20 protein-coding genes are annotated in these 26,913 nt (G+C 58.3%); 10 read left to right on the forward strand and 10 right to left on the reverse strand.

Annotated elements, in window-relative coordinates; translation table 11 throughout:
• Nucleotides 1–158: 158 nt before the first annotated feature.
• On the reverse strand, nt 159–1,391 hold the full coding sequence (locus GRX76_RS18460; protein ID WP_160154626.1) for an ROK family transcriptional regulator: 1,233 nt from the start codon (nt 1,389–1,391) through the stop codon (nt 159–161).
• A 283-nt stretch (nt 1,392–1,674) separates the two neighbouring features.
• Between GRX76_RS18460 and GRX76_RS18465 the strand changes: the two genes are divergently transcribed.
• The 8 genes from GRX76_RS18465 to GRX76_RS18500 all read left to right on the forward strand — a co-directional run bounded on the left by GRX76_RS18465 (nt 1,675) and on the right by GRX76_RS18500 (nt 14,958).
• Entirely contained in the window at nt 1,675–2,781 is a 1,107-nt protein-coding gene (locus GRX76_RS18465; RefSeq protein WP_160154627.1) for a substrate-binding domain-containing protein, read from the forward strand.
• 64 nt (nt 2,782–2,845) lie between these two features.
• A complete protein-coding gene (locus GRX76_RS18470; protein WP_160154628.1) occupies nt 2,846–3,814 on the forward strand; it encodes an ABC transporter permease in 969 nt (322 codons plus the stop codon).
• A complete protein-coding gene (locus GRX76_RS18475) occupies nt 3,811–4,587 on the forward strand; it encodes an ATP-binding cassette domain-containing protein (RefSeq protein ID WP_160154629.1) in 777 nt (258 codons plus the stop codon). The genes GRX76_RS18470 and GRX76_RS18475 overlap by 4 nt, the downstream gene beginning before the upstream one ends.
• Nucleotides 4,588–4,626: 39 nt before the next feature.
• Nucleotides 4,627–6,288, forward strand: a complete 1,662-nt coding sequence (locus tag GRX76_RS18480; RefSeq protein WP_160154630.1) for a glycoside hydrolase family 3 protein — start codon at nt 4,627–4,629, stop codon at nt 6,286–6,288.
• A gap of 65 nt (nt 6,289–6,353) precedes the next feature.
• A complete protein-coding gene (locus GRX76_RS18485; protein WP_160154631.1) occupies nt 6,354–9,056 on the forward strand; it encodes a family 20 glycosylhydrolase in 2,703 nt (900 codons plus the stop codon).
• Nucleotides 9,057–9,251: 195 nt separating this feature from the next.
• Nucleotides 9,252–11,978, forward strand: coding sequence for an HTH-type transcriptional regulator MalT (gene malT, locus GRX76_RS18490; protein WP_160154632.1), 2,727 nt, complete (start codon nt 9,252–9,254; stop codon nt 11,976–11,978).
• A gap of 133 nt (nt 11,979–12,111) precedes the next feature.
• Nucleotides 12,112–13,767, forward strand: a complete 1,656-nt coding sequence (locus GRX76_RS18495) for an alpha-amylase family glycosyl hydrolase (protein WP_160154633.1) — start codon at nt 12,112–12,114, stop codon at nt 13,765–13,767.
• Between the two features lie 585 nt (nt 13,768–14,352).
• Nucleotides 14,353–14,958, forward strand: coding sequence for a L,D-transpeptidase family protein (locus GRX76_RS18500; protein WP_236250466.1), 606 nt, complete (start codon nt 14,353–14,355; stop codon nt 14,956–14,958).
• A gap of 105 nt (nt 14,959–15,063) precedes the next feature.
• Here GRX76_RS18500 and GRX76_RS18505 read toward each other — a convergent pair whose 3' ends face one another.
• The 9 genes from GRX76_RS18505 to GRX76_RS18545 form a co-directional block, all read right to left on the reverse strand.
• Nucleotides 15,064–16,263: a hypothetical protein gene (locus GRX76_RS18505; RefSeq protein WP_160154634.1), complete on the reverse strand. Its 1,200-nt coding sequence runs from the start codon at nt 16,261–16,263 to the stop codon at nt 15,064–15,066.
• Entirely contained in the window at nt 16,263–16,985 is a 723-nt protein-coding gene (locus GRX76_RS18510) for an OmpA family protein (protein ID WP_160154635.1), read from the reverse strand. Before GRX76_RS18510 ends, GRX76_RS18505 begins: the two co-directional genes overlap by 1 nt.
• Nucleotides 16,985–18,352, reverse strand: coding sequence for a hypothetical protein (locus GRX76_RS18515; RefSeq protein ID WP_160154636.1), 1,368 nt, complete (start codon nt 18,350–18,352; stop codon nt 16,985–16,987). The genes GRX76_RS18510 and GRX76_RS18515 overlap by 1 nt, the downstream gene beginning before the upstream one ends.
• A gap of 87 nt (nt 18,353–18,439) precedes the next feature.
• Nucleotides 18,440–19,651 carry a hypothetical protein gene (locus GRX76_RS18520; protein WP_160154637.1) on the reverse strand — a complete coding sequence of 404 codons (1,212 nt, stop codon included), beginning with the start codon at nt 19,649–19,651 and terminating at the stop codon, nt 18,440–18,442.
• 93 nt (nt 19,652–19,744) lie between these two features.
• Entirely contained in the window at nt 19,745–20,353 is a 609-nt protein-coding gene (locus tag GRX76_RS18525) for a polymer-forming cytoskeletal protein (RefSeq protein WP_160154638.1), read from the reverse strand.
• A 218-nt stretch (nt 20,354–20,571) separates the two neighbouring features.
• Nucleotides 20,572–21,951, reverse strand: coding sequence for a sodium:alanine symporter family protein (locus GRX76_RS18530; protein ID WP_160154639.1), 1,380 nt, complete (start codon nt 21,949–21,951; stop codon nt 20,572–20,574).
• A 76-nt stretch (nt 21,952–22,027) separates the two neighbouring features.
• Nucleotides 22,028–22,687, reverse strand: a complete 660-nt coding sequence (locus GRX76_RS18535; RefSeq protein ID WP_160154640.1) for a helix-turn-helix domain-containing protein — start codon at nt 22,685–22,687, stop codon at nt 22,028–22,030.
• A 43-nt stretch (nt 22,688–22,730) separates the two neighbouring features.
• Nucleotides 22,731–23,012 carry a hypothetical protein gene (locus GRX76_RS18540; RefSeq protein WP_160154641.1) on the reverse strand — a complete coding sequence of 94 codons (282 nt, stop codon included), beginning with the start codon at nt 23,010–23,012 and terminating at the stop codon, nt 22,731–22,733.
• A 221-nt stretch (nt 23,013–23,233) separates the two neighbouring features.
• Entirely contained in the window at nt 23,234–24,805 is a 1,572-nt protein-coding gene (locus GRX76_RS18545) for an MFS transporter (protein ID WP_160154642.1), read from the reverse strand.
• 361 nt (nt 24,806–25,166) lie between these two features.
• Here GRX76_RS18545 and GRX76_RS18550 point away from each other — a divergent pair, with 361 nt between their 5' ends.
• Together GRX76_RS18550 and GRX76_RS18555 are read left to right on the forward strand one after the other, a co-directional pair.
• Nucleotides 25,167–25,514 (forward strand): helix-turn-helix transcriptional regulator, encoded by a 348-nt coding sequence (locus GRX76_RS18550; RefSeq protein ID WP_160154643.1) that lies wholly within the window; start codon nt 25,167–25,169, stop codon nt 25,512–25,514.
• Nucleotides 25,514–26,839, forward strand: a complete 1,326-nt coding sequence (locus GRX76_RS18555; protein WP_236250467.1) for a type II toxin-antitoxin system HipA family toxin — start codon at nt 25,514–25,516, stop codon at nt 26,837–26,839. Before GRX76_RS18550 ends, GRX76_RS18555 begins: the two co-directional genes overlap by 1 nt.
• The last annotated feature ends 74 nt before the right edge of the window (nt 26,840–26,913 follow it).

Below are 26,913 nucleotides of genomic sequence, written 5' to 3' on the forward strand. Positions count from 1 at the left end.
ACTAATATTATGTCAAACAATTTTACTTATTAATTTTTCACCGATTGCGAGTGTTAATCGACGCGTGACGGGCCGGGTCGAAGAACGGCCGGAAAGAAATGGGAATTACAGAAAGGAGTGACAGTCACCCGGTCAGGGGGGCGCCCACGGAGGGCGCACTATGCGTATACCAACTCCTGAAGCTCGGTCACCTGCCCCACCCCGTCGATGTCGATACCACCGGCCCCTTCGGAACTGATTGCCGAGTAAATGGGCAGGGTCGCGGCGCCCCGCAGGGCCATGTTTTCCATTTTTGGGGCGCGGATAAACCGCGGAATGTCGCGCTCACCGTACTGGGATACCGAGGGGATAAACGGGCGCAGACGGCGGATAAACTGATCGATGAACCAGTCGGGAATGTCCCCACCAAGAATCACCGTCTGCGGGTTAACCAGGTTCTCTACCATATTGAAACCGATGCGCATGGGCTCGCTCATCTGCTGGAACCAGTCTTCCAGTACCGCTTTGTGTTTTTCCGGATCCGCGAGAATCTCCCACCAGTCCTGTCCCGGCTTGATCTTGCGTCCCAGCGTCTTTGCCAGTGAGCCGAGGGAGGCGTACAGATCAAGGCAGCCATGGTTGCCGCACACACACTGACCACCCCGCTGATCGACAATGACATGCCCGAGGCGACCGGAAATGCCGTTGTAACCGCCAAACAACTGGCGATTGAACACAATCCCCGCCTCCAGACTGTCACCGAGATGGATATACACAAAACTCTGCAGATCCCGCGCCGCGCCGTAGAGCATTTCCGACGCCGACACGGCCGCGGCCACATTTTCACAGGCTACCGGCAAACCGGTTTTTTCCACCAACTGGGAACGCACCTGCTGAATATGCTGGTCACTCAAAACTCCCTGGTGACCCGCCTTGCGCGGATCGCGGCTGAACGACTTCGGCGGTGGTAACACCAGGCCGACCCCCAGCACTCGGTCGCGCGCTATTGCTACCCGCTGAAGGCAAGCCTCAACCACCTGCGCCAGAGTCTCTGCCAGCACCTCCGGATTCTGCTCGGTTAATGGGAACTGCCGCACCTCCATGGCTTCGCCGGCAATATTGTAGAGCCCGGCTTCCACACCGCCGGCCTTTACCCGCAAGCCGATGCTATAGGCACCCTCAGGATTCAGGTCGAGCATTTTTGACGGTTTGCCAACCCCCTCACGGCGAATTCCGGTTTCGTGAATCAGCCCCGCGCCGGCCAGCTCATCGGTCAGATTGGAAATCGTCTGTTTGGTGAGCGCCGTACGCCGCGCAATTTCCACACGGGAAATGGGCCTGGCGGTGGTGATCAGGTTCAGCACCAGACGCAGGTTCGATGTTTTGCTCTGCTTGGAATTATTGCCTCTCAAGCTGCTCTCCCTTCCTCTAGTAATGCGTCATCGGATCGCAGTGCTCATCTTGTGCACAAGGATCCCCAGTTGGCCGCATGTATCGCAAATTAACCGCAGAATAAAAGCCCAAACGTATTTAGTCAATTTGTTTGACTTGAAAAACAGGCTTCGCCAATATTGGCTCGACATACACAAGCACAAAGCCACAAAAACAAAGCCACAACTGAGTCACAGGGACAGGCCGCGGCAGCGCATCTCGGGACTCCGGGTGCGACACCAACGACGCCGGAAAATAACAACTATGTATAAAAAGCTGATTCTCCCACTGCTGCTTGCCAGCCAACTGGCACTAGCCGCACCCGCTCAGCCTGAAACGCAACCCGAAACGCCCCTGCGCGGCCCACTGGGCAATATTGCGGTGAACGCTGAACAGAAAACGCTATTGAGTGCGGAGGAAGTCGCGCAAGTGCACCGCCTGGCCCAGCAGCGCGGTAAACGTTTCAAGGCGGCACTGGTGTGGCACGGCTCCAGTAACTGGGTTAACGCCCTGACCCAGGGCGCGAAACAAACCTTCTCGCAACTGGGTATCGAGGTCGTGGCCGAAACAGACGCCCAGTACGATCCAGCGAAACAGGCAGCAGATATCGAAAATGTCATGGCACTAAAGCCGGACATCGTGCTGTCACTGGTGATCGACAGCACCAGCGCCGCCAACAGTTATCGCGCGGCCGTGGATCAAGGGAGCAAGCTGGTTCTGCTTTCCAACCCGATTCGCGGCTTTGCCCCGGGCAAGGATTATGTGGGCATTGTCACCGATGATATGCGCGGCATGGGTGTGGCGGCGGCAGAGATGACCCGCGACGCCATCGGCGGCCAAGGCGCCATCGGTATCATCTATCACGATGCCGACTACTTCATTACCAATAATCGCGATCAGGCGTTCCGCGACACGGTTCAGCAAGGGCGCAAAGGCACCGACAAGATCAACATTGCGGTGGAACGCGGTTTCACCAAAGAGAGTGAAACTTCCAACATCGCCGCCGCCATGGTGCTGCAACACCCGGAACTGAAAGCCATCTATGTGGCCTGGGATGCGGCCGCAGAGGGTGTTATCGAAGGTCTGCGATCCATGGGTCGCGGCGACATCAAGGTGATTACCCACGACCTGGGGGTAAACAATCTGGTGGACATGGCGATGAACGGCAGTATGTACGGCACCATTGCTGACCGCCCCTTTGAGATAGGACAGGCCATGGCGCGACTTGGCGTCTATGGACTTCTCAAGAAGCCGGCACCGGCCTTCTCGGTCGTCGGCTTCGATAAGGTACAGCGGGAAAATATCCGCAGTATCTGGAGTAGCGCCTATCGCACGGAACTGCCGATACTGCTGGACAAGGCCCTGCAGTAATTTTTAGAACGCCCGATATTCGCGTCAACAAACAAATATAACAACTCTCAACCGGGGTCGAAGCATGCTCTCTTCGCTGAAGTCCACTAGCTGGCTTTCTGCCAGCACCCTCATTCGCAGGGAATACTTTGTCTATTACGTTTTCTTTCTGGTGTTACTGTTTTTTACCGTAACCCTGCACGAATCAGCGTTTTTTTCGCTGGCGAATTTTATGAACATCATTCGCCAGACCACCCCCATCACCATCATGGCTATCGGGCTGACCTTTGCACTGGCGGGCGGACACATCGACCTGTCTATCGGCTCGGTAGTGGCACTATCCGCGCTGGTCGCGGCGGTGCTGATGCAGCTGGTGCCCATGCCGGTAGCCGTGTGCGGGGCGCTGCTGGTAGGTGTGGTCATCGGCCTGATCAATGGTCTGCTGATCGAGTGGCTGAAAGTGTCCTCACTGCTGATTACGCTGGGCACCATGGGGGTTATCACCGGTGTCTCACGCCAGATTACCAATCTGGAATCCGTGCCCATCATCGACAGCAGTTTCAATTTCCTGTTTGGCTCCGGTAGCTTCGGGCCCATTTCCGTGCTGCTGATCTGGACCATAGTGGCTTCGCTGATTGGCTATGTAGTATTGCGCAAGCTGCGCTACGGTCGTCACCTGCTGGCGGTCGGCGGCAATGAGAGCGGCGCCCGCGCCATGGGCATCAACACGGTAAAAATTCGTATTGCCTCACTGGTGATTGCCTCCACCTCCGCCGCCATTGCCGGTTTGCTTTACGCCGGCCGGTTACACGGCGCGCGCTACACCCTGGGCGAAGCGGATCTGCTGACCGTAATTGCCGCCGTCGCCATTGGCGGTACCAGTCTGTTCGGCGGCCGCGCGTCCATTCTCGGTGCGGTAATCGGCTCCTGGCTGATGGGGCTGATCAACAACGGCCTGATTCTTTCCGGATTCTCCACCAACGAACAAATGATTGCCCGCGGACTGATCCTGATCGTCGCCGTGGCCATCGGTGTGAAGGAGCAGCAGAAATGAGTAACGAATTGCTGAAACAACCCGCACTCACAGTCAGGAATATTTCCAAAAGCTTTGGCGGCATTCAGGCGCTGAAAAATGTCAGCTTCAATATCAACAAGGGCGAAGTGGTCGCACTGCTCGGCGACAACGGCGCGGGCAAGTCGACCCTGGTGCGCTGCGTTTCCGGTATTCACCCGCCGGACAGTGGCGAAATCCAGGTCAACGGCAATGCCGTAAGAATCGCCTCGCCGCAGGATGCCCGCGACCTGGGTATTGAAACGGTGTTTCAGGATCTCGCGGTCATTCCGGAATTCGATATCACCGCCAACCTGTTTCTCAACCGGGAGGTCCTGTCCAAAAATCCGCTGCTGCGATTTTTCGGCTGGCTGGATGACAGCGCCATGCAAGCCACCGCCAGCCGTTCGCTACAACGCCTGAATTCGCGGATTCCCGATCTCAGTGAGGCGATCAAGAAATTATCTGGCGGTCAGCGCCAGGCCGTGGCCATAGCACGCGCGGTCAACAGCGGTGCCGATGTAGTGATCATGGACGAACCCACCGCAGCACTCGGCGTGGAGCAGAGCGCGCAGGTGAATGAGCTGATACGACTGATCAGTTCCCAGGGCGTCGCGGTACTGCTGATCAGCCACAACATGCAGCACGTGATGGAAACCTGCGACCGCGCGGTGGTGTTGCTGCGCGGTGAGAGCATCGCCGATGTCGCCATTGACGAAGTATCGCCGCGGGATCTGGTGGGTTTTATTACCGGTGCCCAGCGTCTCAGCGCCTGACGAATAAACGGCCGGAATCGAATTTTAAAGGATGGAGCCATGCCACAGGATACGTTGAAGCACGTCAGCACACTGATCAAACACATGTCGCTGGCGGAAAAGGTCGGCCAGCTGTTCGTACTCGGCTACTCCGGGAAAGATACGGAATACGCCAAGTCACTGGTTCGGGAAATGCACGTGGGCGGATTCTACCTGACCCATGACAACGCCGACACACCCGATGAAGCCTACGAGCTCACGTCACAACTGGATTACGAGGCGCACCTGCGCGCCTGCGATGCGCCGCTGTTGCTCGCCGTCGACCAGGAAGGCGCCTGGGGGGTACTGGTAGAACACACCACGACCGGTCCCGGCAACCTGGCACTGGGTTCGGCGAATAACCTGGCACTGACGGAAAATATGCACCGGGTACTCGGCCGCGAAATGCGTACCCTCGGCTTCAACTGTATCCTCGGCCCCTGCTCGGATATCAACAGCAATCCGAACAACCCGATTATCGGCGTGCGCTCCTTTGGCGGGGGAACCGAATCAGTCGCCGCCCACGCGGCAGCCGCGGTAAAAGGGCTGCACCGTGGTGGTGTAGTCTCCGCGGCCAAACATTTTCCCGGCCACGGCGACACTGGCGAAGACAGCCACCGCCTGCTGCCTGTTGTGGATAAATCCTGGGACGAATTACGCCACAGCGACCTGCGGCCCTTCCAGGCTACCGTTGACGGGGGCGTCGACCTGGTGATGACCAGCCACATCCTGTACCCGAAGATAGACCCGGACAACCCCGCCACCCTGTCAAAGAAAATCCTACGGGATATTCTGCGTAAGAAAATGGGCTTCCGTGGCCTGATCATTACCGACAGCATGAATATGTGGGCCATGCGCAAGAATTACGCCCCGGCAGAGGCGGCGGTGCGCGCCCTTGCCGCCGGTGCTGACCTGGTAATGCTCAGCGAAGAACACTATGAAAACCAGCTCGGTGGCTACAAGGAAAAACAGCGCGAAACCATTCATGGTGTCATTTACGCCGTCGAACGCGGCGAGCTCGCCGAAGAAATCATCGACACCGCTCTCACCCGGGTGCTTACCGTCAAATACCAGCGCGAGGCATTCACCCACCCTGCGCGTTTGGTACACGGCTCACTGCAAAGTGGTGAGCACCAGCATATTGCGGCCGAGTGCGCACGCACGGCCATCCAGGTATTGCGTAACAAGACCGGAGCCTGGCCACTGAAACACGACGGCTTCACCCTGGTCGGTGCCTCCAATCCAAAAATGCACCAGCTGGTGATTAGCACCCGCGGAATTGGTCCCAACGATCCACAAACCGCCTATCAGGTCTTCCGGCAGGAACTCGCAAACCGCGGCTGTCATTTTGCCGAAGTCGGCTACGACCTGCTGGAAACCCTGCTGGCAGCAGACAGCCGCTGCCGTATCGAGCTGCCACTGGTGATCGTGACCGAGGACTACCCACTTCCCGGACTGGATTACGACGGTACCGCGCAAGCGGATATCGTGCAGCGGGCGATTGCCAAGTTCGGCGATGCGGTTGTTGTGGTGGCGCTTCGATCGGACTACGAGCTGGCAAGCTTTCCCGAACTGGCCACTTACGTGTGTAGCTATTCCAGCCGCGCCTGCAGTGCCAGCGCCGCCGCGCAGCTGCTGGCCCAGAACCTGGAGATTTCAGCAACATCCTCTGAGCCCGCCTGATCCTCTACGCGGAACCTGATTGCGCTTATTTTCCGAAACCGAACACAATAAAAACGGAATCAATCATGCGATACCTGAAACTTGTGGGCACAGCTCTCCTTTCCTCCGTGCTCGCCAGTTGCGACCAGCCTGCAACGGGCACTGCATTTCCTGCACCTACCAGCGCAGAAACAGCGCTAGAAAAGATTGCCAGCATGCTCTCGATCCAGCTCGAAGTGCTGAAAAATTACCAGGGAGTGGATAGCTCGCTGCGGCAAATGTGCAAACAGGCCGGTGGCATCGGCGCCAAGTGTTCAACCTATCGCATGTCGCTCACCAATAGCGGCGCCGACCTGGCACCGGAAGCACAGGACTGGACCCTGTACTTTCACAGCATCCGCCGCAACCTGGCACTGCTAAACAGTGACGCGTTTGCGCTGGAGCACGTCAAGGGCGATCTGCACCGGCTGATACCCACCGGGAAATTTACCGGTTTGCCCGCTGGCAAAACCCTGCAACTGGACTTCCTGATTGAAGAGCGCATCCAGTTTGAATCGGACTTTATGCCGCGCTTTTTCGTTGCCGACAGCACGGGCCGGACCTTGGTGATCGAAAATACCGACAGTAACGCTCTCAACCGCTTTGTCCTTCCGATCACCACCAACGATCCGCAAAACTGGAAGCACACCCCCAGCGATGCCAACACCCTGGCCACTGCCGCCAGCCGCTACCAGAGTCACCTGGCTGCGGGCAACCACGCTTCCGTAGGGAGCGATTGGCAATCGCGCATTATCCCCAAACCACTATTCACTCAGCCTTACGCCCTGAAGCCCGTGCGGCTCGATGACGGTATCCGTATTGAAAGCGGCGTGCTGACAACAAAAAGCGTGGACGCCATTAACCAGCGGCTAGCGCAATTGCGATTGGCCCCCGAAAGCGACAGAGCCTACCCAGTAAAGCTTGTCGTTGCCCCGGAAAGCTTTACTGATGCCGTCAGTGGCAGCTACCGCCTGGATGCGCAAACGCAAGAAGCCATCGTCGTAGGCTATGACCAGGCTGGCGCCTTCTATGGTCTGCAGTCCCTGCTGGCACTGGTGGATGCGGACAAGCGCACACTGGCACCGGCCAAAGTCGAGGATGCACCACGCTTCCAGCACCGGGGCATGTTCCTCGATGTAGGGCGTAACTTTCACAGTAAAGAGGTAGTGCTGAAACTGCTGGAACAGATGGCGGCCTACAAGCTCAACCGTTTTCACTTCCATCTTTCAGACGATGAGGGCTGGCGACTGGAAATTCCCGGTCTACCGGAACTGACGGACGTGGGCAGCAAGCGCTGTTTCGACCTGAGTGAAACCCGCTGTCTGCTGCCACAGCTGGGATCGGGGCCAGACAGCAACAATTTTGGCAGCGGTTTTTATACCGTCGAGGACTATATCGAGATAGTGCGCTTTGCTGCCGCACGGCATATCGAAGTCATTCCCGAATTCGACACCCCCGCCCATGCGCGCGCCGCTATTGTCGCCATGGAAGCGCGATACAAAAAATATCGCGAGACTTCACCGGAAAAGGCCAACGAATTCCGCCTGATCGATCCGGAAGACAACACAGATTTTCTTTCGGTGCAGTTCTACAATGACAGCTACGTAAATCCCTGTATCGATTCCAGCTATCACTTTGTAGAGAAGCTGATCCGCGAAGTACAACAGATGCATGCGATCGCCGGCGCGTCACTCGCTACCTGGCACTTCGGCGGCGACGAGGCCATCAACCTGCTGGCGTTCGACAGCTTTGAAGATGCACCGGGCACGGACCCGGAAAAAGGTGATGCTGCCGCGTCCGCCCGCCAGCAGCCCTGGTCCGGCTCCCCCCAGTGCCAGCAGTTGGTGGCAGACGGCAGCGTGGCGTCCATCGACAAACTCGGCAACTATTTTGCCAGCCGTGTCAGCGCCCTGGTGAACGATGCCGGCATCCAGACCATGGGTGCCTGGTATGACGGGCTCAAACATATCCAGGACCCGACAAAAGATCTCAGCACAGCCAACAACTACATCAACTCCTGGGCACCGGCTTTCGGCGACGGCGGTGATAAAAGCCACCGCCTGGCGAGCCGCGGATTCGGCGTGGTGCAGTCCCACTCTGACCACCTCTATTTCGATATGCCCTACGAAATGGACCCGAAAGAGAACGGCTACTACTGGGCGTCGCGTACCTCCGATACCCGCAAGGTGTTCGGCTACTCACCGCTCAACACCCCGCAGATGGCCGAAGTCTTTCCCAATGCCGATGGCCAGCCCTGGAGCGGCAAAGCACCGACCGCAGAATTTGCGCAAGCCGTGCTGGGCATTCAGGGCCAGCTGTGGAGTGAGACCACACGCACCGACACCATGGTGGAATACAAAATCTTTCCGCGGCTGCTGGCGCTGGCCGAGCGCGCCTGGCACAAAGCCGAGTGGGAACTGCCACCGCAGCAACAGGAATTCGATGGCGACAGCAATCTGGTCAATAAAGAGCAGCTGGCCGCCGACTGGCTGACCTTTTCCGCCGCGCTGGGCCACAAGGAACTCTACAAATTGGACCTGGGCGGGGTGGACTACCGAGTACCTGTGCCCGGTGCCATTGTCGAAGCCAGCAAACTGAAAGTCGCCACCCCCTACCCCGGTCTTTCCGTGGAGTATTTTGATGGCCGCGAATGGCAGGCGGTCACTCACCAGACAGCACCCGAGTCGGTCATTCGCCTGCGGGCACGCAGCGCCGACGGCAAGCGCTCCAGTAGAAGCGTGGAAATATGATCGGTGACCAGTTGTCCGGAGACCTTTTTGAGCGCGATTAAGAGCGCGATCACACCGCGACTCCTCCCCCCTGGGGGAGGACGCGAACGAATAGCAGGGCTGGCACACTAACGTTGTACAATTGCGCCTCCGGGGTTCTGAAGTGGTTCTGGTGAATGGAAACCCCGGCTCAAGCCCTGCTGACCGGTTATTGCCATGCTTCTAGCCTCCAAGTACAGCCTCCCCGACTGCCCGGAACACACCCTGCAAAGGCCCCGGCTGCAATCACTTCTGGAACAGAGCCAGAGTGACCAGTTGTTACTGGTCACCGCGCCCGCCGGCTACGGCAAGACCACCCTGGTGACGTCTTGGGCCACGGAGCAGGACAACCCGGTGGCCTGGTACTCCCTGGACGGCGGTGACAACGAGCCCGGCCAGTTCTGCCGCTACCTGGTGGAAAGTGTGCATCGCGCCACCGGCAACGGGGTGCCGGAAACCAGCAAAATCCTCGCCGCCCAGCACAATCTCGACCCCTCCCTGGTCATCAGCCAGATGCTGTCGGAACTGCGCCAGCTGCCCAGTGAGCTGCGCATCGTCCTCGACGACTACCACCAGATCGACAACCCGGCAGTGCACGATGCCACCCGCTTCCTGCTACGCCACGCACCCGCAGGGATCGGCGTGGTCATCACCAGCCGCAGCCAGCCACCACTGGGCCTTGGCGCCCTGCGTTTACAGGGCCGCCTGCTGGAGTTGACCGCAGACGACCTGGCGCTGACCATCGACGAAACCACCCAGCTGCTGACCCGGCGCCTGCCCTTTGCTCTGGGCAGCGACCGCGTGGCGCAGCTGCACCAGCTGTCCGAGGGCTGGCCACCGGCGATCCAGATGTTTGCGCTGTCAGTACGCAACCAGGAGGAAGTGGACCGCTACCTGGGTGAACTGGAGCAGGGGCACGGGCACATCCTCGATTACCTTGCCGAGGAAGTCCTGGAACGGCTGGCCCCGGAACTGCGCCAACTGCTGGCCCGCACCTCCATCCTGACCCGGGTCAACGGCCTGCTGGCGGAGCGTCTCAGCGGTCAGAGTGGTGGCCAGCAGCAGCTGGAAACCGCCGCCAGCCGCGGTCTCTTTCTTCAGGCGCAAGACTCCAGCCGCCAGTGGTTCCGCTTCCACCCGGTTTTTGCCCGCTTCCTGCAGCGCCAGCTGTCCGACGGCGAGGAGCTCACCCAGCTGCACCAGACCGCCAGCGATACCTGGCAGGAGCTCAAGCAGCCACTGGAAGCCCTGCGCCACGCGCTGGAAGCGGAAGACCGCGCGCGGGTACACCGCCTTATCGCCGAGCAGGGCGAACAATTCCTGCGCGAGGGCCAGTTCCGGGTACTGAACGACAGCCTCAACTGGCTCGGAGAAGACCAGCTCAAACGCCACGCCTCCTTCACTCTGCTGGCCGCCCGCCTCGCCCGCGACAGCTTCAACTACGACCGCTGCAACAAGTTGCTGGCCGCCGCCGAGAGCTGGCTGCAGCGCGAAGACCCGCAGCAGTGGCAAGCATTCGAGGGGGCCTTTGCTGCCATGCGCGCGCAGGTTTCCGTATCCCGCGGCCAGATCCTCAAAGCCAAGGAGTACGCCCAGGAGGCGCTGGAGCTGTTACCGGAAGAGCAGGACAGCGAGCGCATCGCCGCCCAGCTGGTCATCGGTGAAACCAGTTTCTGCCTGGGGGAGCTGGATCAGGCGATGCACCATATGGAAGCGGTGGAAAAGGCCACCCTCGCTCGCCACGACATTCCCAACGCCGCCTGGGCCCTGTGCCAGCAGACCGAAATCGCCTTTGCCAACGGCCTGCTGAAAAAGGCCGCGGCGCTGCAGGGCCGCGCCCAGCGCCTGATCGAGGAACACCACCTGGTGGGCCTGCCGATCTCCGAATTTATCTATCGCCTGAAAGGGCAGCTGCAGTGGGAAGCCGTCGACCTGGACGGCGCCGCGGAATCTGCCCGCCGGGGTATGCAGATCAACCGCAAGGTCGGTGAGCGCTGGCTGCTGCCGGAATACACCCTGCTGTTGAAAGTGGCACTGGCACGGGGAGACAAAGATGAAACCCTCGAGTGGCTGGAGCGTGTGGAACACCTGCTGGCGGGCGAAGAGTACCACCGCGACTGGGTAGCCAATGCGGATGCGGCGCGCATGCGCGTGTGGCAGGCGCTGGAGAATACCGATGCCATCGCCAGCTGGCAGGAGCAGGCGGAGCCGGTGGTCGACCGCCCCAGCAACCACTTCGAGCAGTGCTACGGCCGCAACCATGTGCGCGCGCTGATTTCCCTGCACCGCTGGTCCGATGCCAACCGTCTTTTAGGTCGCCTGCAACAGGTGGCCGTGGAGTGCGGTCTGGTCACCGACCAGCTGCGCAACCGCGTACTCGCCGCCCACCTGGCGTGGCTGCGCGAGCGCCGCGAACAGGCGCTGGAGCATATCCGCGCCGCCCTCACCATCATGCAGGACAGCGACCTTATCGCCAGCTTCCTGCAGGTTGGCAAGCCGATGATCGTGATTTTAAAAGCGGCGCTGGAGGAAACCGGCAAGCTCGCACTGAGCGAGCCGCTGGCAGACAAGGCCCAGCAACTGATCAAGCTCGCCCAGCAGCAGCCAGAGCTGGGGGGCGGCATCCGCATCGAGCTGGACGAAACCATCGTGCGCGAAATCCTCGCCAGCGACGCGGTGCCGGACTTCCTGCGCCACTCCCCCCTCACCCCGCGGGAGTGGCAGGTGCTGAACGCCATCCACTCCGGCCTGTCCAACGAGCGCATCGCCCGCCACTTCAAGGTGGCCCCAAGCACCATCAAGACCCATATCCGCAGCCTCTACCAGAAACTGGACGTGAAGGACCGCCAGGAGGCCATTGCCCTGGCGGAGCAACTGCTGCGATCGGTGCAGGATAAGCCCTGATCACCCCGCCTCCCGACCGCCCTGTAAAGCACCCTCCCCCCGTTCGGGGAGGAGGTAAGGCGCCACCGGCGTCGCCATACTGACCCTAAGCTAATAGCTATCCATAAAAAGCTTTCAATAACGGACTCACGGTATGAGCGGTATTCACACAGATAAATCAACCGGGGAATGGTGGCGCAACGGCGTCATTTACCAGATTTACCCGCGCAGTTTCTGCGACGCCAATGGCGATGGTATCGGCGACCTGCCGGGTATCACCCAGAAGCTCGGCTATGTGAAATCCCTCGGTGTGGACGCCATCTGGATCTCCCCCTTCTTCAAGTCACCCATGGTGGACTTCGGCTACGACGTGTCCGATTATCGCGATGTAGACCCGATCTTCGGCAATCTGGACGACTTCGACAAAGTGATCGAAAAAGCCCACGAACTGGGCCTTAAGGTGATCATCGACCAGATCCTGAGCCACACCTCTGACCTGCACCCCTGGTTCGAAGAGAGTCGCGCCAGCCGCGACAATGCCAAGGCCGACTGGTACGTATGGGCCGATGCCAAGGAAGATGGCAGCGCACCGAACAACTGGATGTCCAACTTCGGTGGCAGCGCCTGGCGCTGGTGCACCCGCCGCCGTCAGTACTACCTGACCAACTTTCTCAAGGAACAGCCGGACCTGAACCTGCACCATCCGGAAGTCCAGGAGCAGCTGCTGGCGGACCTGAAATTCTGGCTAGACCGTGGGGTCGACGGTTTCCGCCTGGACGCCATCAACCACGCCTTCCACAACCGCTCGCTGGAAAACAACCCGCCGCGCCCGGTGAAGCTGGATAAAAATGGCCTGCCGCCGGTAAACAGCTACGAGTACCAGTGGCACATTCACGACAAATCCCAGCCGGAAAACCTGGTGTTCCTGCAGCGCGTGCGCGCCTTGCTGGACGAGTACCCGGGCACCATGACCGTGGGCGAAGTGGGCGACGACAACACCCACAAGATCATGGCCGAGTACACTACGGAAAACCGCCTGCACATGGCCTATTCCTTTGACCTGCTGGCGGAAGACTGCAGCGCGCAGTTCCTGCGCGACACCCTGGAAAAGAACCGCCAGGTGATCGAGGAAGGCTGGCCCTGCTGGTCCATTTCCAACCACGACGTACCGCGCTCTTTCAGCCGCTGGAACAAGGGCTTCGACCCGGAAACCGCCCGCGCCCGTGCGCCGCTGTTCTTCCTGATGCAATTGATGCTGCGCGGCAGTGTGTGCATGTACCAGGGCGAGGAACTGGGCCTGCCGGAAGCAGAGGTGGCGTTTGAAGACCTGCAGGATCCCTACGGCATCAATTTATGGCCGGAATTCAAGGGCCGCGACGGCTGCCGTACCCCCATGCCCTGGTACAACGGTGGCGAAATCAATGCCGGCTTCTCCAAGGTAAAACCCTGGTTGCCGGTGGCGGAAGAACACTACCATCTGGCCGCCTCGGTACAGGAAGATGACCAGCACTCGATGCTGAACCGCTTCCGCGACCTGCTGAAGTGGCACGCGGATCTGCCAGCGGCACTGGCCACTGCCAGCCAGCGCATCCTGGATACCGCCAATGACCTGTTGGTGTTCGAGCGCGGCAATGAGGAAGGCGAAGGCTATTTCGTGGTACTGAACCTGGGCCATGAGGCGGCAAGCTTCAACCTGCCGGAAGAATTTACCGGCAGTGAAGACATCACACCCAGCGGCTTCGCTGGCACCGTTAACGGTGAAAAGGTGGAACTGCCGGTCGCGGCCGCGCGGGTTTTCTATCGCAAATAAATTACGGTAAGTAAATTGCCGGAAATAGACCGCCGCAGATAAACGGCGCCACGAAACAGGAAAAATTTCGGACTTATTGAGAAATTGGCGCGCACTTGTGCAAGTGCAGCGAACCGGCCCCGGGTATCGCACTCAAAGGGTTACCTCTCAATAAGAACGTTCACTTTGTTGCTCTCTCGTCAAAGCACGCTTTCCAGACTTTCTGGATTGTTTCAAGCCGGCTCCTTAGCCGGCTTTTTTTTGCCCGCTACTTTTGACCTGTCTCGCCCTGAACGAAATTCATCTATCACCATCGCCCGTCATTCCATTTAAATGTAAAAGGCGCCAAACCCCGATCCTACCATGCCTCTCACTTGCCCAGAGGTCTGCAAAACCAACCGGCAGGGCTCATCCCGCGGCCAAATCGGGAAACACCGACGCGCCGCTTTGGGGAAATTCACAGGTTTTTTGTGCGCCCAGGGTGCAGGGGTTTCTATACCCTGAAATTTGCCAGAGCGAGCGTCACTCTCAGCGGGCTCAGCTGGCAATACCGGAAGCGCGTACACAGAGACCTGAAATTCGCTCGCAAGAGCAGATGAGGTATCTATGCATTTACCTGCACAACGTTGTTCTTCCCTGCTGAAAAAAATTCTTGTAGGCAGCAGCCTGATTCTCGCCGCATCCGCGGTTTTCGCCCCCATCGCCCAGGCCGGTGATTACCCCTACCCCTACCAGCAGCACAGATCCATGACCGATGGCAGCGCCTGGTGGCGCCGGGATGTGATCGGTGGAGCGCCACATATCATTATCGATCTCAGTGAACAGCGGGCGTATTTCTACAAGGGCAGCCAGCTCGCGGGCGTTTCTCCCGTGGCCACGGGAATCGCCGGATACCGGACACCTACGGGGAGCTTCCGCGTGAGCGAAAAAGATATCGATCACCGCTCTAATTTATTCGGCCACTATGTGGATCGCGCCGGCTATGTGCGCAAATCCAGTGTCGATGTGCGCCGGGATTCGCGTCCTTCGGGCACCATGTTCCGCGGTGCTTCCATGGACTTTTTCATGCGGGTCAATGGCGCCGTTGGTATGCACGCAGGTAAGGTTACCGGGCGTCCGGAATCCCACGGCTGTATCCGGCTGCCCTGGCATATGGCAAAGATTTTTTATGAAAATGCGCCTATGGGCACCAAGGTGACCATTCGACATTAACCTTCGCCGTAAACCTTCACCATCGAAACACGCGGCCTTGTATTCAAGTGCGCAAAAACAAAAAGGGCAGCTTTCGCTGCCCTTTTTGTTTGCTATTTTTTGATATCAGCCCAGGCTTCCCAGCACACTGCGCATGGTCCAGAAGTCCCAGCCCTCCGGAAGCTGTGCGCGGTCCTCTTCACTGGCGACAATACCCCGGCGATGTTCCGGCCATGCCAGCACCGCAACACCTTCGTATCCGGCAAAACGATGGAACAACACCGGCGCGGAAAGTTTTCGCTCCAGTTGTTCACACAGCGGATGCCACGACAAGGGAAGCTGCCTGCGCACCCAGGACCATTCCCGGTTACTCTCCGTGTCGGACTCCTGCACCGGTGAGTGCGAACTTTCGATTTGAGCGCTGCGCCGCGCGTGACTGGCTTCCAGCGCACTGTTACCCGGTAGCGTAAGTACCCCCATCGCCTGCTGTTGTGCACAGAGCACACAGGCATCAATGGACAGCCCCAGAGCCATTCCACGCTCAACGGGTACAAACCAGTGCTGCCCGGCGGGCACCTGCCATTCACAGAAGCCGCAGGTACCGCTCTCAGCGGACTCTGGTGCTATCTGCTGCAGCGCCTGTACCACCTTGCCGGGCGCCCAGAAGTTGGCCTCATCTCCGGGGAAAAATTCCTGCGCATACTGGCTGACATGCCAGTGAAAACTGAAGGCCGCAGCAACCCGGTTGCGATCGCGCGGACCGAGGCTGCGAAAGCCGCGGTGGTTTACCTTGGCCAGGCAGTACTCACAGGGGTGCGGCGTCGCCGTGAGCTCTGGTGCGGCGAGCGCCTCGCGAGCAGTGCCGACCCACACCACTTGTTGCGGGTCCTCCAGCGCACCACAGCAACTGGCCAGATGCACCCGGTGAAAGAATTCCCCACGGATCTGCTGATCTTCCACCGCAGCCACATCCACCGCATACACCATGACCGGGTGACCCCGATAAATCCAACCGTGCTCGGTTTGATCCAGATCACCGAGCGTGACTTCCATTCCCTTGACCAGAGCCTCCGCGATGGCGTCGCCCCGCACGTCTAATACTTCAGAGGGATCAGTGAGGTCTTCCGTGTCTGGTAGTTCATCGGCCTCGGGTTCCGCTGGGCTGTTAATTGGCTCAGGGCTGCTTACCGATTCAGGGCCGTTTTCCAACTCAACAGCATCTTCCGTCAGCAGGGTATCGTCATCGGAATGCCGGGCATCGGGCGGTGTCCCCATACCGGAGATGGCCTGAGTGAGTGCTTCCAGATGCCGGCTCCAGCGCCCCATCAGAGCGACTCCTCGAGGATACTGTGGATCTTGGTTTCAGAATTGGTGATCACGCGGAAGGCCACTCGCTTGGATTGTTCGATATTTTCACTGCCGTCGGCATTGTAAATCGGCCGCGAGGAAGAATATCCGACCGCCGCCACATTCTGCATCATCCAGGCGTGGTGAGCGGTTACTTCATCCAGGGTGTAAACGTAGCGTAATACCGAACGCGCGCGATCCTGGGACAGGCGCAGGTTATTGAAGTAGGTATCGTTGCGATCGCTGCTCTGGCCCCAGCCGGAGCTGGTATGCCCCTCGATACGCACCGCCTCCACCGACGCCTTGAAGGGCGCCAGTACGTTCATATAGCGAGGGAAAAATTCCTCGAATACCACCTGATAACTGGCGCTGAGAGCGGCCTCACCGGTGTCGAACATGGCATCGGAGTTATTGAAAGCGACGGTCAGAGTATCCCGATCGATAGTCGCGCCCCAGCGCGCCAGGTCCGGTGCAAATTCATTCTGCAGGGACTCGTAAATTGCCAGCTGGTTTTCTCGGTAGGACATGGCAATGGTGCGAATCTTTTCCCGCTCGATCATTACCGAACGCATCATTGCCACCGCAATACACAGGAATACCATCATCAGCCCCGCCATCAGGTCGGATACACTGATCCAGGAGGCTTCGCCCTCACTGCCGCCGCGCACCCCGGAACGGGAAAACCCCGGCCTGGTGGACATCAGGCGATTTCCTCGCGCGCGCGCTCTGCGGATGCGGCGGCTTGCGTCAGGCGCTGCATCTGCGCCACCAACTGGCGGTAATCCCGCGTAAATTGACCACTAATCGTTGCCAGCGCCTCACCCATGGCCGCGATAACGCCCTCCACTTCCTCTTCCATCTTGCGCTCCACCAATTGGTATTGCTTGCCGATGGAATTCTCTGCGTCGCCCATGCTCTTGCGGATCACGTGGCTGAGGGCATCCATCATTTCCTTGTGGGTGCGCGCCTGTTGCAGGGCCAGTTCCTGCATACCATTGCGGTGGGTGGTAACGGACTCCTGCACCAGCCCCTGGATAAAGTCCGCATCCAGGCTCGACATCTTCTCGAAGGCACCGGAGACCGCCTCGATCTGGGCACCCAGCAGTTCGCTCTGCTTGGCGATACTCACCAGCGACTGTTTCATATCGCTGGTCATAACCTGCTGCACCACATCGATACCCTGCACGAACTGGTCGATGCGCTCGCCCAGATGCGGTAGTACGTCCTGCATTTGCACACTCACGCCGCGGTAACGCTCCAGTTGCTCGTTGAGCGCCTGCATCTGCTCACGGGCCTGGGTGTTGACCCCCTGCATACCCTCGAAGAACTGCGGTACTTCTGCCAATTGCTGGTGAATCTGCTGCAGGTCCCGCGCAACCTGTACCAGCCCCATCACCGCGGTGTCACAGTGTTCGGACCAGTATTCCACCCGCTCCTCGTGGGCTTTGTACTCGCGCGTCAGGGTTTCCACCATGCCATCAAAGCGGCCGAAGTTTTCCCCAAAGCGTGTCATGTTGTCGCCGAACTGGGTTTCCACGCGCTCATTGAAACGCACCACCACCTGCTCCATCTCCTGGACCAGTGCCTGGGAGACCTGCTCGGAAAGATTTGCCAGCTGAGTTTCACTCTGCGCGAGTTGACGCTCCTGCCCTTCCACCAGTGCACTTTGCAACTGCTGCAGCGCACTGTGGATATCGGCCAGTTCCGTTACGGTAGCGGCTTCTCCGGGCATCGGGATAAAACGGGTCAGCGCTCGCAGCAGTATCGAGAGGCCAATACCGCACACACTGGTGATAAAGGCGGTTTTCAGTCCATCCAGCAGATTGGCGATACTCCGGTCGATATCCGCAAGGCTGAATTCAAATAGCCCGATAATCACGCCGGTAAAGGTACCGAGAATACCCAGGGAAGTGAGCAGTCCTGGCGCCTGCTCAACGAATTCCGCGGCGCGACGCGCAAAACGGCACACCAGCGCCAATGCAAACAACACCAGCATCAGGGAGAGGAACCCTTCGGTGACCGCATCCGGGCTCAGGGCAACAAAGACAGAGCGCAAAAATTCAGACATGGAAGTAATCTCGTTTGGAATCTTCTCGAATTGTTTTTTATAGAAGCCGTTTTATACAGGCTTGTTTTATGCAACCTTGGTTTCCGGTTACGCCTTCAGCTGCAGCACAAATTCCTGCACCGAATCCCCGGACGGCAATCGCCCGAGGTGGTGGCTGAACAGGCGGTAGCCGGGTAACAGCCGCATCAGGTCGGCGGTGCTGCCGAGGGTGCGGTCACTGCGACTTTCGGAGTTACCGGTCACCGCTACCCGTTCATCCTCCAGCACTTCAAACATGGCCGGCCGCTGCGGCTGCTGGCTGGATTTGTACACCAGGAAATGCAACTGGCCGCCAGGCACCATCCGCCCCGCCAGCAATTCTCCCAGCGCTTCAATCTGCTCGGGACTGCAGAAATTCAGCAGATCCCACAGGAATACACCGTCTAGCCTAGTTCCGGGATCAAAACTGAACATGGACTCACTGAAGCCGCTGCGTTCACCGTGCATTTTCTTGCGCCAGGCCAGGGAGGCGTGCAGGTCTTCTACATACAGCGCACCCACTTTCTTTTTCAGGGCATCGATATTGCGCCCATTTTTGCGACCACAATCCAGCACCGTGGCGTCGGCCGGCAATGCCTCCAGTGCTTTGCGAATACCGGCAAACTCCATACGCTCGTCATCGCGCACCTGGCGGAAGTAGGCACTCACATCGGAGGCGCCACCGCTGCGCACCTGGTTGCGTGATGCAATGCTGTCGTATTCGAGAAAATGCTCGGTAACATTCTGATCCATGCCTTCCCGCTTCATCAGGGAATTGAACAGGCTGAAGCGATCCATACATTTCAACAAGGTTACCGTGGAGTGTCCCTTGGAGGGCACCTCCGGATAACTGGGATCGTCCACATATTCGAAACAGAAATTTTCCAGCAGGCGGAAACGTCGCGGCTTGTGCGGCTGATTGCGCCCGGTATAGCGCATGGTATGCAGAATCGTGCCCTGCTTCAGGTGCGGCTGCAGCAGGCGAATCAGATGCTGGATAACATCAAGCTCAAGAAAATTGAGCAGGTCCCAGCACAGGATCACGTCGAACTTGAGGTTCGCGGGTTTGGGGATCAGATGATCTTCCAATGCCTGTAGCGGATCACCGCCGTGTTGATTGTCAGCGAGGTATTCCACCAGGTCTTCAATATGACACTGGCAATTCAGACTGAGAAAGGCCTGGGTGGTGCCGGACGAGAGAGGCCCGAGATCGAGAATTCGGTCCCCGCTTTTGACCATCTCGGTCGTTAACGCAGCGAGGCCAAAAGAGCGGTGTTGCATTGTTTATCGCAAGAATTCGGGGCGTGAGCCAGGGTTTTTAAACAGGAATATGCAACGCCGCTCGGGGGGATGATGCGGCGTTACAACGGGCTATCAGCTGTCAGCCAGCTCCGCTTCCTTGGCCTGTTCCTTGGCAGTTTCTTTCGATGCAAAAGATTTTTTCGCGGCGGCAGGTCTGCTCGGCGCTTCATCTTTCGGCGGCAGGTTCGGGTGAACCAGCTTCTCTTTGAACTCGGAATGACGGGCTTTCATCTCGTCATCGGTATCGACCATATCCATGGAGCCGCGGAATTTACCACCGTCATCCAGCTGGATGCGCGGGGCAATCAGGTTGCCCTTAACCACTGCGGTGTTGCGGATTTCAATCAGCTCATCCGCCAGCGCGTCGCCGGTCAGGGTGCCGTTGATGACAATATTCTGCGCGTGGATATTTGCATTGATTTCACCCTCGCGACCAATGGAAAGGTCGTGGCCTTCCATGATAACGGTGCCTTCGATGGTGCCTTCAATATGCAGGTCTTCGGTACCAATCAGCTCGCCACGGAACTTGATGTTTTTACCGATTACAGAGCGATCCTTCGCCATGGATGCGCCAAGCTTATCCGCGAACGGACGCTCGGTTGCACCACTATCGTTCATTCCGGAAAGAAAAGAGTTGGAATCCAGATTCGCATCTGGTTTTGGGTCGAGCGGGTTCGCCATTGTTCCACCTAATGTAACCGTAGAGTGCTTTTGTTTTTAGTGAAACGACGTTTGTAGCTTTTTTCTCTGACAGTTCCCATAGCGAGCGTGACAAAAATCCGTTGGCACGCTCACTTTGTGAGAACTTTCACAATAATTTTTTACGCGCCAACCGATAAATCCCGACTTTCGCATAAAAAGCGCGCAACCCATTGCGTCGCCCAATATTAGTGCCGGCGTCAGGCTTCCGGCGTTTTTACGAAATAATCGTGCGCAGCCCGGTTAACCCGTCCGGACAATCGCAAGGTCGAAACCATTGTGGGTATCGCCATCACAGCGTACATGCCGGTAATGAAACTGTTGACGATACTCAGCGACAACACCGCCCCCGACACAATCAGCAGCATATAAATCACGGTATACACAACCTGGAAACGGGTACCAAACAGGAACACGAAGCACTTCATGCCGTAATACCAGAAGGTAACAATGGTACTGAACGCCAGCGGTACCACCATGATGAGCAGCAATACGGGACCCCAGCCACCAAATACACTACTGAAGGCATTGGCAGTCAGCGAGACGCCTGCAATCCCCTCTGCGTCCTGCCAGACTCCGGTGAGCAGGATGACCAAGGCGGTGCAGGTACAGATAATCAGGGTATCCACGATCGGGCCCAGCATGGCCACCACGCCCTCGCGCACCGGCTCTGTGGTTTTGGCCGCACCGTGGGCCAGGGACTCGGTACCGATACCCGCTTCATTGGAGAAGGCACCGCGACTGATACCGATGGCAATCACCGTACCCAGCGCGCCGCCGACCACCGCCTGACCGGAAAACGCATCGCGAAAAATCAGGCCAAAGGCCGCGGGGATCTCCTGCCAGAAGTAACCGATAACCCCTAGCGTCAGCACCAGGTAAAACAGCACCATGGCTGGCACGATACGCACGGCAAAACGCCCGATGCGCTGAATGCGCCCCGCAATGACCACCAGCGCCGCCAGAGCCAACAGCACTCCCATACCAAAATCAAATTGCAGTGCATTATCCGGGCTCACCCAGCCGAGCGGTTCAGCAAAGGAAACCCGCAGCAACTGCACCATCTGGTTCGACTGGAACGAAGGCAGCAGGCCACACAGGCCGGCAATGGCAAACAGGTAAGCCAGCGGCTGCCAGCGCTTGCCGAGCCCTTCGCGGATGACATACATAGGACCACCCTGGATTTCACCGTTGCTATCGCGGCCGCGGTACATCACCGCCAGGGTGGCGGTATAGAACTTGGTGGCCACCCCGACCAGCGCCGTCACCCACATCCAGAAAATGGCTCCGGGCCCACCGGTGCTGATGGCAATGGCCACCCCGGCAATATTGCCCAACCCCAGGGTGCCAGACAGCGCAGTGGACAGCGCCTGCCGGTGGGGCACCTGGCCGGGATCATTGGGGTCATCATACTTGCCCCGCAGCAGGTCGATACTGTGGCCAAGGTGACGATAAGGCCGCGCGCGCGAACTGATCAGTAGGAAAAGACCACCGCCTACCAGCAGCACCAGAAGCGGCGTGCCCCAGGCGTAGGCAACGAAGGTATCGAGGGCGGATTCGATTGTTTGGAGAAAGTTCATGAAATGCGGAGTGGCTCGATTGCTAAACCGGTAATGCTCTCGCAATCCCGCACAGATCTCAAACCGGGCGTATCATCTAGAGGGAGACTCGCTCGGTCTCTGGCCCCACCCCAGCGGGCTGCAGCGGAATCAGGGTCACATAGCCCCCGGATATTTTCGCTCTCAGGCCCAGCTTCTCCGCGACCTGCGCCAGGGCAACATCCCAGGGCACCTGATCTATCTGCAGACGGTCAATATCCCCCTGCACCAGATCCATACCTCTGACTTGCAGGCCGCCAAATTCCGCAAACATTTCGATCACCTCGCGACCGTTGACCTGCTCCAGCTTCATGGACAGCATCTCGTGTTCGGGGCCTGGGACCTCCCTGCCGGCAACAGGTCCAAGAGCAATGGCGATTCCCAGACCGATAAAGACGAACACAATCACCAGGGACAGCGCGAGCCTCACGGGCATTGACGACCACCGTTTTCCATCAGGCACACTTCCAGTGGACTGCTGCAAAACCTGCAATTCCGGTTTTCGCCTGAGTTGCTCCTCTAAGCCCACCAGCAGCTGCTGTACATCCACGCCATACACCCGGCAGATATTCTCGAGAGTATCTGCAGAGGGCAGCGCCTGGTCATTTTCCAGCTTTGAAAGGTATGACTGCTCGATCGCCATTTTCCGTGCCGATTCCGTCTGGCTCCAGCGCAGCCGCGCACGAATCAGTTTCAGACGTTTTCCCAGACTCTCCATATACCGACAACAGCTATTTTGTGGCTGCAACAGAACAGGGAAACTATTCCATCGCGGCGTGGTTTGACGTTGACGGGCCAGCGCCCAGATCAAAGTCTACCAACATTTTCATTACGTCACGGCAGGCAACCCCCTCAACCTTCAGGGTCACCAGCTCCTCAGCATGGATAATCTGGTGCATGTATTCAGATTCAGGACACTGCTCCACCACGCTTTGCCACACCGACAGTAACGGCTCACCCTCCGCGGTCAACTCAACCAAGTCGTCGGTTGCAAAAACGATAATGGGCAGGATAGATAAAATCAGGGCGGCAATAGAGCGCATAGGATGCTCCTCAATGTGTTTGATGGTGCGCAGAAATTACCTTCGGGTTGCCGGAATCGGGAAGGAATAAACTGGAATATTCGGGAATAGCACGGGATCGCAAGCTTTCACCGCACTTCAGCCGGAAAAACAGGCAAAAAAATGCCCCGACCAGCGGGGCAATGCAAGATGACATCAATTGGCGATATCAAAGATGAAACGGGGAGAAAACAGCCACTCGATCAGTTGCCCGCCTGTGCCAGGTCGGTCTCAGCTTCTGCCGCTTTCGGCTCGCTGACCCACAGGGCGCACACGGCTGCCAGCAGCCAGCTGATACCACCGAGCACCAACGCGTAGATGGCCTCGTTGTCGAAGAAGGTACGCAGTACAAACCCCAGCACACTGGCCGCCAGCAGCTGCGGAATGACGATAAAGCCGTTGAAGATCCCCATCATCACGCCCATTTTGCGCTGGGGTACGTGGGTAGACAGCATGGCGTAGGGCAGAGACAGGATCGATGCCCAGGCAAAGCCCACACCCAGCATCGGCAGCAGCAGCCACTGGGGATCGCGGATAAACAGGAAGGACAGCAGCCCGAGGCCACCCAGCGCCAGGTTCACGCTGTGTGACAAATGCATACCCAGGCGCCGCGCCAGCACCGGAATCAGCAGCGCGGCCAGGGCCGCAAAGCCGTTATAGGTGGCAAACAGGATACCGACCCAGTCGGCACCGTCATTGTAGGCCTGGGAAGTGACTTCACTGGTGCCGAAGTGGAAGCTGGTCACCGCCGCGGTGGTGTAGATCCACATGGCAAACAGCGCAAACCAGGAAAAGAACTGCACCCACGCCAGGCGCTTCATGGCGTCGGGCATGGAGTAGAGATTGGAGACAATTTCCTCCAGCATCCCTTCTTTACCAGTCGCGCGCCCGCGCAACACCAGCGCCAGCAGTTGCAGGGCACCCAGCCCGGCGATCAGGCCGGCAAGGATGTACAACTGCTGATCCAGTCCCTGCTGCCACACAAAACCCGCGAAAGCGGCACCCACCAACAGCATGGCGCCACCGATGGTGCGGTAACTTGCGCTGTGATCCTGCACCGGCTCGTCCGCCTGCCCCGCCAGCTCTGGCGACTCGGCAGATTCAAACGCGGCCTGTTGCTCCGGGCTGTACTCACGGGTCTTGAACACACTCCACAGCACCGCCAGCAGGAAACCGATCCCGCCCACATAGAAAGAGATGCGCACGGAATCCGGCACCACACCTTCCGGTGCGGTATTGGAAACATCAAACCAGTTTGCCAGCATCCACGGCATGGCCGAGGCGACCACCGAGCTCACACCAATAAAGAAGCTCTGCAACGCATAACCAAAAGAGCGCTGCTTCTGCGGCAACATGTCGCCCACCAGCGCGCGGAAGGGCTCCATGGAGACGTTGATGGACGCATCCATTACCCACAGCATGCCCGCGGCAATCCACAGGGTGGGCGAGTGCGGCATAAACAGAATGGCGATGGAGGACAGAATGGCACCGGCCAGCAGGAAGGGACGGCGACGGCCAAAGCCGGTCCAGGTGCGGTCACTGAAGTAGCCGATCAGCGGCTGTACCAGCAAGCCGGTCAGTGGCGCGGCCACCCACAACACCGGGATATCGTCGATCTCGGCCCCAAGAGTCTGGAAGATACGACTGACATTGGCATTTTGCAGCGCAAAGCCGAACTGGATACCGAGAAAGCCGAAACACATGTTCCAGATCTGCCAGAAGCTCAACTGGGGCTTGGCGCCGGCAACCGCCGCTGTAGATGGATTTTGAGACATTGGGATCACCGCTGACTGACTTATGGTTATGCGGCAATTGTCTCAGCAGCGGCAAGCGTGGCCATCCTCCCCGGCGGGGGCGGAGGTGGCCGGCGTTTCTAGACTCCTCTATTTAGCCCACGTCTACACCCACACCAGAATCGACACTCTTGATGAGTATGACGCCAGCGGCGCTTTACCGTAGGTGTCTAGGCAGTCAAAAATAGATTTTTAATTGGCCTTAAAGTGCAATTATGGGATCTTTATTGAATGAAAAAACCATAAAGTCCCAATATAAGAACTTTGATTGACTTATTCATTAAATCCCAAAAAAGGGACATAATTCCTAAACCTGATTCTTAAATCCCATATAAAGCACCTTATGGATCCTGAATTGAAATCTCCCGCCGCCATTGCCGAAAGCCTCGGCCAGCGCCTGAAGCAGGCACGCCTGAACCGTGACCTCACCCAGCTGGAAGTGGCCGAGCACGCCGGTGTCAGCCGCAAGGCCGTGCTCAATGCGGAAAAGGGCAAGGTCCAGCTGGAAGTCCTGGTCGCCATACTCCAGGCGCTCGACCTCACTGCCCAGCTGGACAACTTCCTGCCCCCGCAGCCGCCCTCGCCGATCCAGCTGGCCAAGTTGCAGGGCAAGAAGCGCCAGCGGGCCTCGGGCCAGCGCGGCAAAAACGAAGGGGGTGACGACGACACCCAGGAGGAACCGGAATGGTAATGGAAGTCATCGGCGTGGATTATTTAGGGCAAGACGGGCAGGAGCAGACCGCCGGCGCGGTCAGCTTCGACACCGACACCGGCGTCGGTGCCTTCGAATACGACCCGGCATTCATCGACACCGGTATCGAACTCTCCCCCCTCAAGATGCCCCTGGCGCGGCGCATCTACAGCTTCCCGGAACTGCGCTTTGATACCTTCCGCGGCCTGCCCGGCCTGATTGCCGACTCCCTCCCCGACGACTTCGGCAATGCGGTACTCAATGCCTGGATGGCCGCCCAGGGCAAACACCCGCAAGACATCTCGCCCCTGCAGCGGCTGCAGTACACCGGCAGGCGCGGCATGGGTGCACTGGAATACACCCCCGCCACCCGCATCAAAAAACTCAATGCCTCCCAGGACATCGCCATCGACGAACTGGTGGCCATCGCCCAGGAGGTGCTCGACCACCACAGCAGTTTCAACGTGCACCTGGACAAAACCGGCGAAGACAACCGCGAAGCGATGATGGCTCTGATGTCCGTCGGCATGAGCGCCGGCGGCGCCCGCCCCAAGGCAGTCCTCGCCTTCAACAAAGACTTCACCCATGTGCGCTCCGGACAGACCGACGTACCCGAAGGCTTCACCCACTACCTGATGAAGTTCGATGGGGTCAGCGAACACAACAAAGACCGGGAAACCTTCGGCGACCCGATGGGCTTCGGTGCCATGGAATACGTCTACCACCAGATGGCCAGCAACTGCGGTATCGAGATGATGCCCTGCCACCTGCTAAATGAAGGCAATCGCCGGCACTTCGTCACCGAACGCTTCGACCGCCGCGACAACAACAAGGTCCACATCCAGACCCTGAACGGCATCGCCCACGTGGATTACAAAGTCCCGGGGTCCTTTTCCTACGCGGAGCTTTTTGGCATCGCCCGGCAACTGAAACTCAGCGCAAAAGAAGCCGAGCAACTGCTGATACGCATGGTGTTCAATATCGTCGCTCGCAACCACGATGACCACGCAAAAAACTTCGCCTTCCAGCTCAATGGAAAAACCTGGCAACTGGCTCCCGCGTATGACCTGGCCTACAGCTACAAGCCGGGCAGCCGCTGGGTAAACAGTCACTGGATGAGCCTGAACGGCAAGCGGGAAAACTTTACCCGCGAAGATATCTACAGCCTGGAAAAAGTCAGCCCGCTGTTTAGCCGCAGAAAGATCGATAGTATTGTGGATAACGTGGTTGAGCAGGTATCGCAATGGAGCGCTCTGGCCCTCGAAAATGAAGTGCCCGAATCACTAATTGAAGAGATAAGAGCCAACCTAAGACTGAACATCTGAGAACTATTAACCAATGGAATCTTTCACCCCATGGAAGGATTAAGCGATGGATATAAAAAAGAACAGCAACGGAT

Origin of the sequence: Microbulbifer sp. ALW1, assembly GCF_009903625.1 — a bacterium.
Classification (GTDB): Bacteria; Pseudomonadota; Gammaproteobacteria; order Pseudomonadales; family Cellvibrionaceae; genus Microbulbifer.

Bases quoted from the DNA above. Each gene is read 5' to 3' on its own strand.
- GRX76_RS18465 (WP_160154627.1), top strand. From the start codon at position 1,675: ATGTATAAAAAGCTGATTCTCCCACTGCTGCTTGCCAGCCAACTGGCA.
- GRX76_RS18470 (WP_160154628.1), top strand. From the start codon at position 2,846: ATGCTCTCTTCGCTGAAGTCCACTAGCTGGCTTTCTGCCAGCACCCTC.
- GRX76_RS18475 (WP_160154629.1), top strand. From the start codon at position 3,811: ATGAGTAACGAATTGCTGAAACAACCCGCACTCACAGTCAGGAATATT.
- GRX76_RS18480 (WP_160154630.1), top strand. From the start codon at position 4,627: ATGCCACAGGATACGTTGAAGCACGTCAGCACACTGATCAAACACATG.
- GRX76_RS18485 (WP_160154631.1), top strand. From the start codon at position 6,354: ATGCGATACCTGAAACTTGTGGGCACAGCTCTCCTTTCCTCCGTGCTC.
- malT (WP_160154632.1), top strand. From the start codon at position 9,252: ATGCTTCTAGCCTCCAAGTACAGCCTCCCCGACTGCCCGGAACACACC.
- GRX76_RS18495 (WP_160154633.1), top strand. From the start codon at position 12,112: ATGAGCGGTATTCACACAGATAAATCAACCGGGGAATGGTGGCGCAAC.
- GRX76_RS18500 (WP_236250466.1), top strand. From the start codon at position 14,353: ATGCATTTACCTGCACAACGTTGTTCTTCCCTGCTGAAAAAAATTCTT.
- GRX76_RS18505 (WP_160154634.1), bottom strand. From the start codon at position 16,263: ATGGGGCGCTGGAGCCGGCATCTGGAAGCACTCACTCAGGCCATCTCC.
- GRX76_RS18510 (WP_160154635.1), bottom strand. From the start codon at position 16,985: ATGTCCACCAGGCCGGGGTTTTCCCGTTCCGGGGTGCGCGGCGGCAGT.
- GRX76_RS18515 (WP_160154636.1), bottom strand. From the start codon at position 18,352: ATGTCTGAATTTTTGCGCTCTGTCTTTGTTGCCCTGAGCCCGGATGCG.
- GRX76_RS18520 (WP_160154637.1), bottom strand. From the start codon at position 19,651: ATGCAACACCGCTCTTTTGGCCTCGCTGCGTTAACGACCGAGATGGTC.
- GRX76_RS18525 (WP_160154638.1), bottom strand. From the start codon at position 20,353: ATGGCGAACCCGCTCGACCCAAAACCAGATGCGAATCTGGATTCCAAC.
- GRX76_RS18530 (WP_160154639.1), bottom strand. From the start codon at position 21,951: ATGAACTTTCTCCAAACAATCGAATCCGCCCTCGATACCTTCGTTGCC.
- GRX76_RS18535 (WP_160154640.1), bottom strand. From the start codon at position 22,687: ATGGAGAGTCTGGGAAAACGTCTGAAACTGATTCGTGCGCGGCTGCGC.
- GRX76_RS18540 (WP_160154641.1), bottom strand. From the start codon at position 23,012: ATGCGCTCTATTGCCGCCCTGATTTTATCTATCCTGCCCATTATCGTT.
- GRX76_RS18545 (WP_160154642.1), bottom strand. From the start codon at position 24,805: ATGTCTCAAAATCCATCTACAGCGGCGGTTGCCGGCGCCAAGCCCCAG.
- GRX76_RS18550 (WP_160154643.1), top strand. From the start codon at position 25,167: ATGGATCCTGAATTGAAATCTCCCGCCGCCATTGCCGAAAGCCTCGGC.
- GRX76_RS18555 (WP_236250467.1), top strand. From the start codon at position 25,514: ATGGAAGTCATCGGCGTGGATTATTTAGGGCAAGACGGGCAGGAGCAG.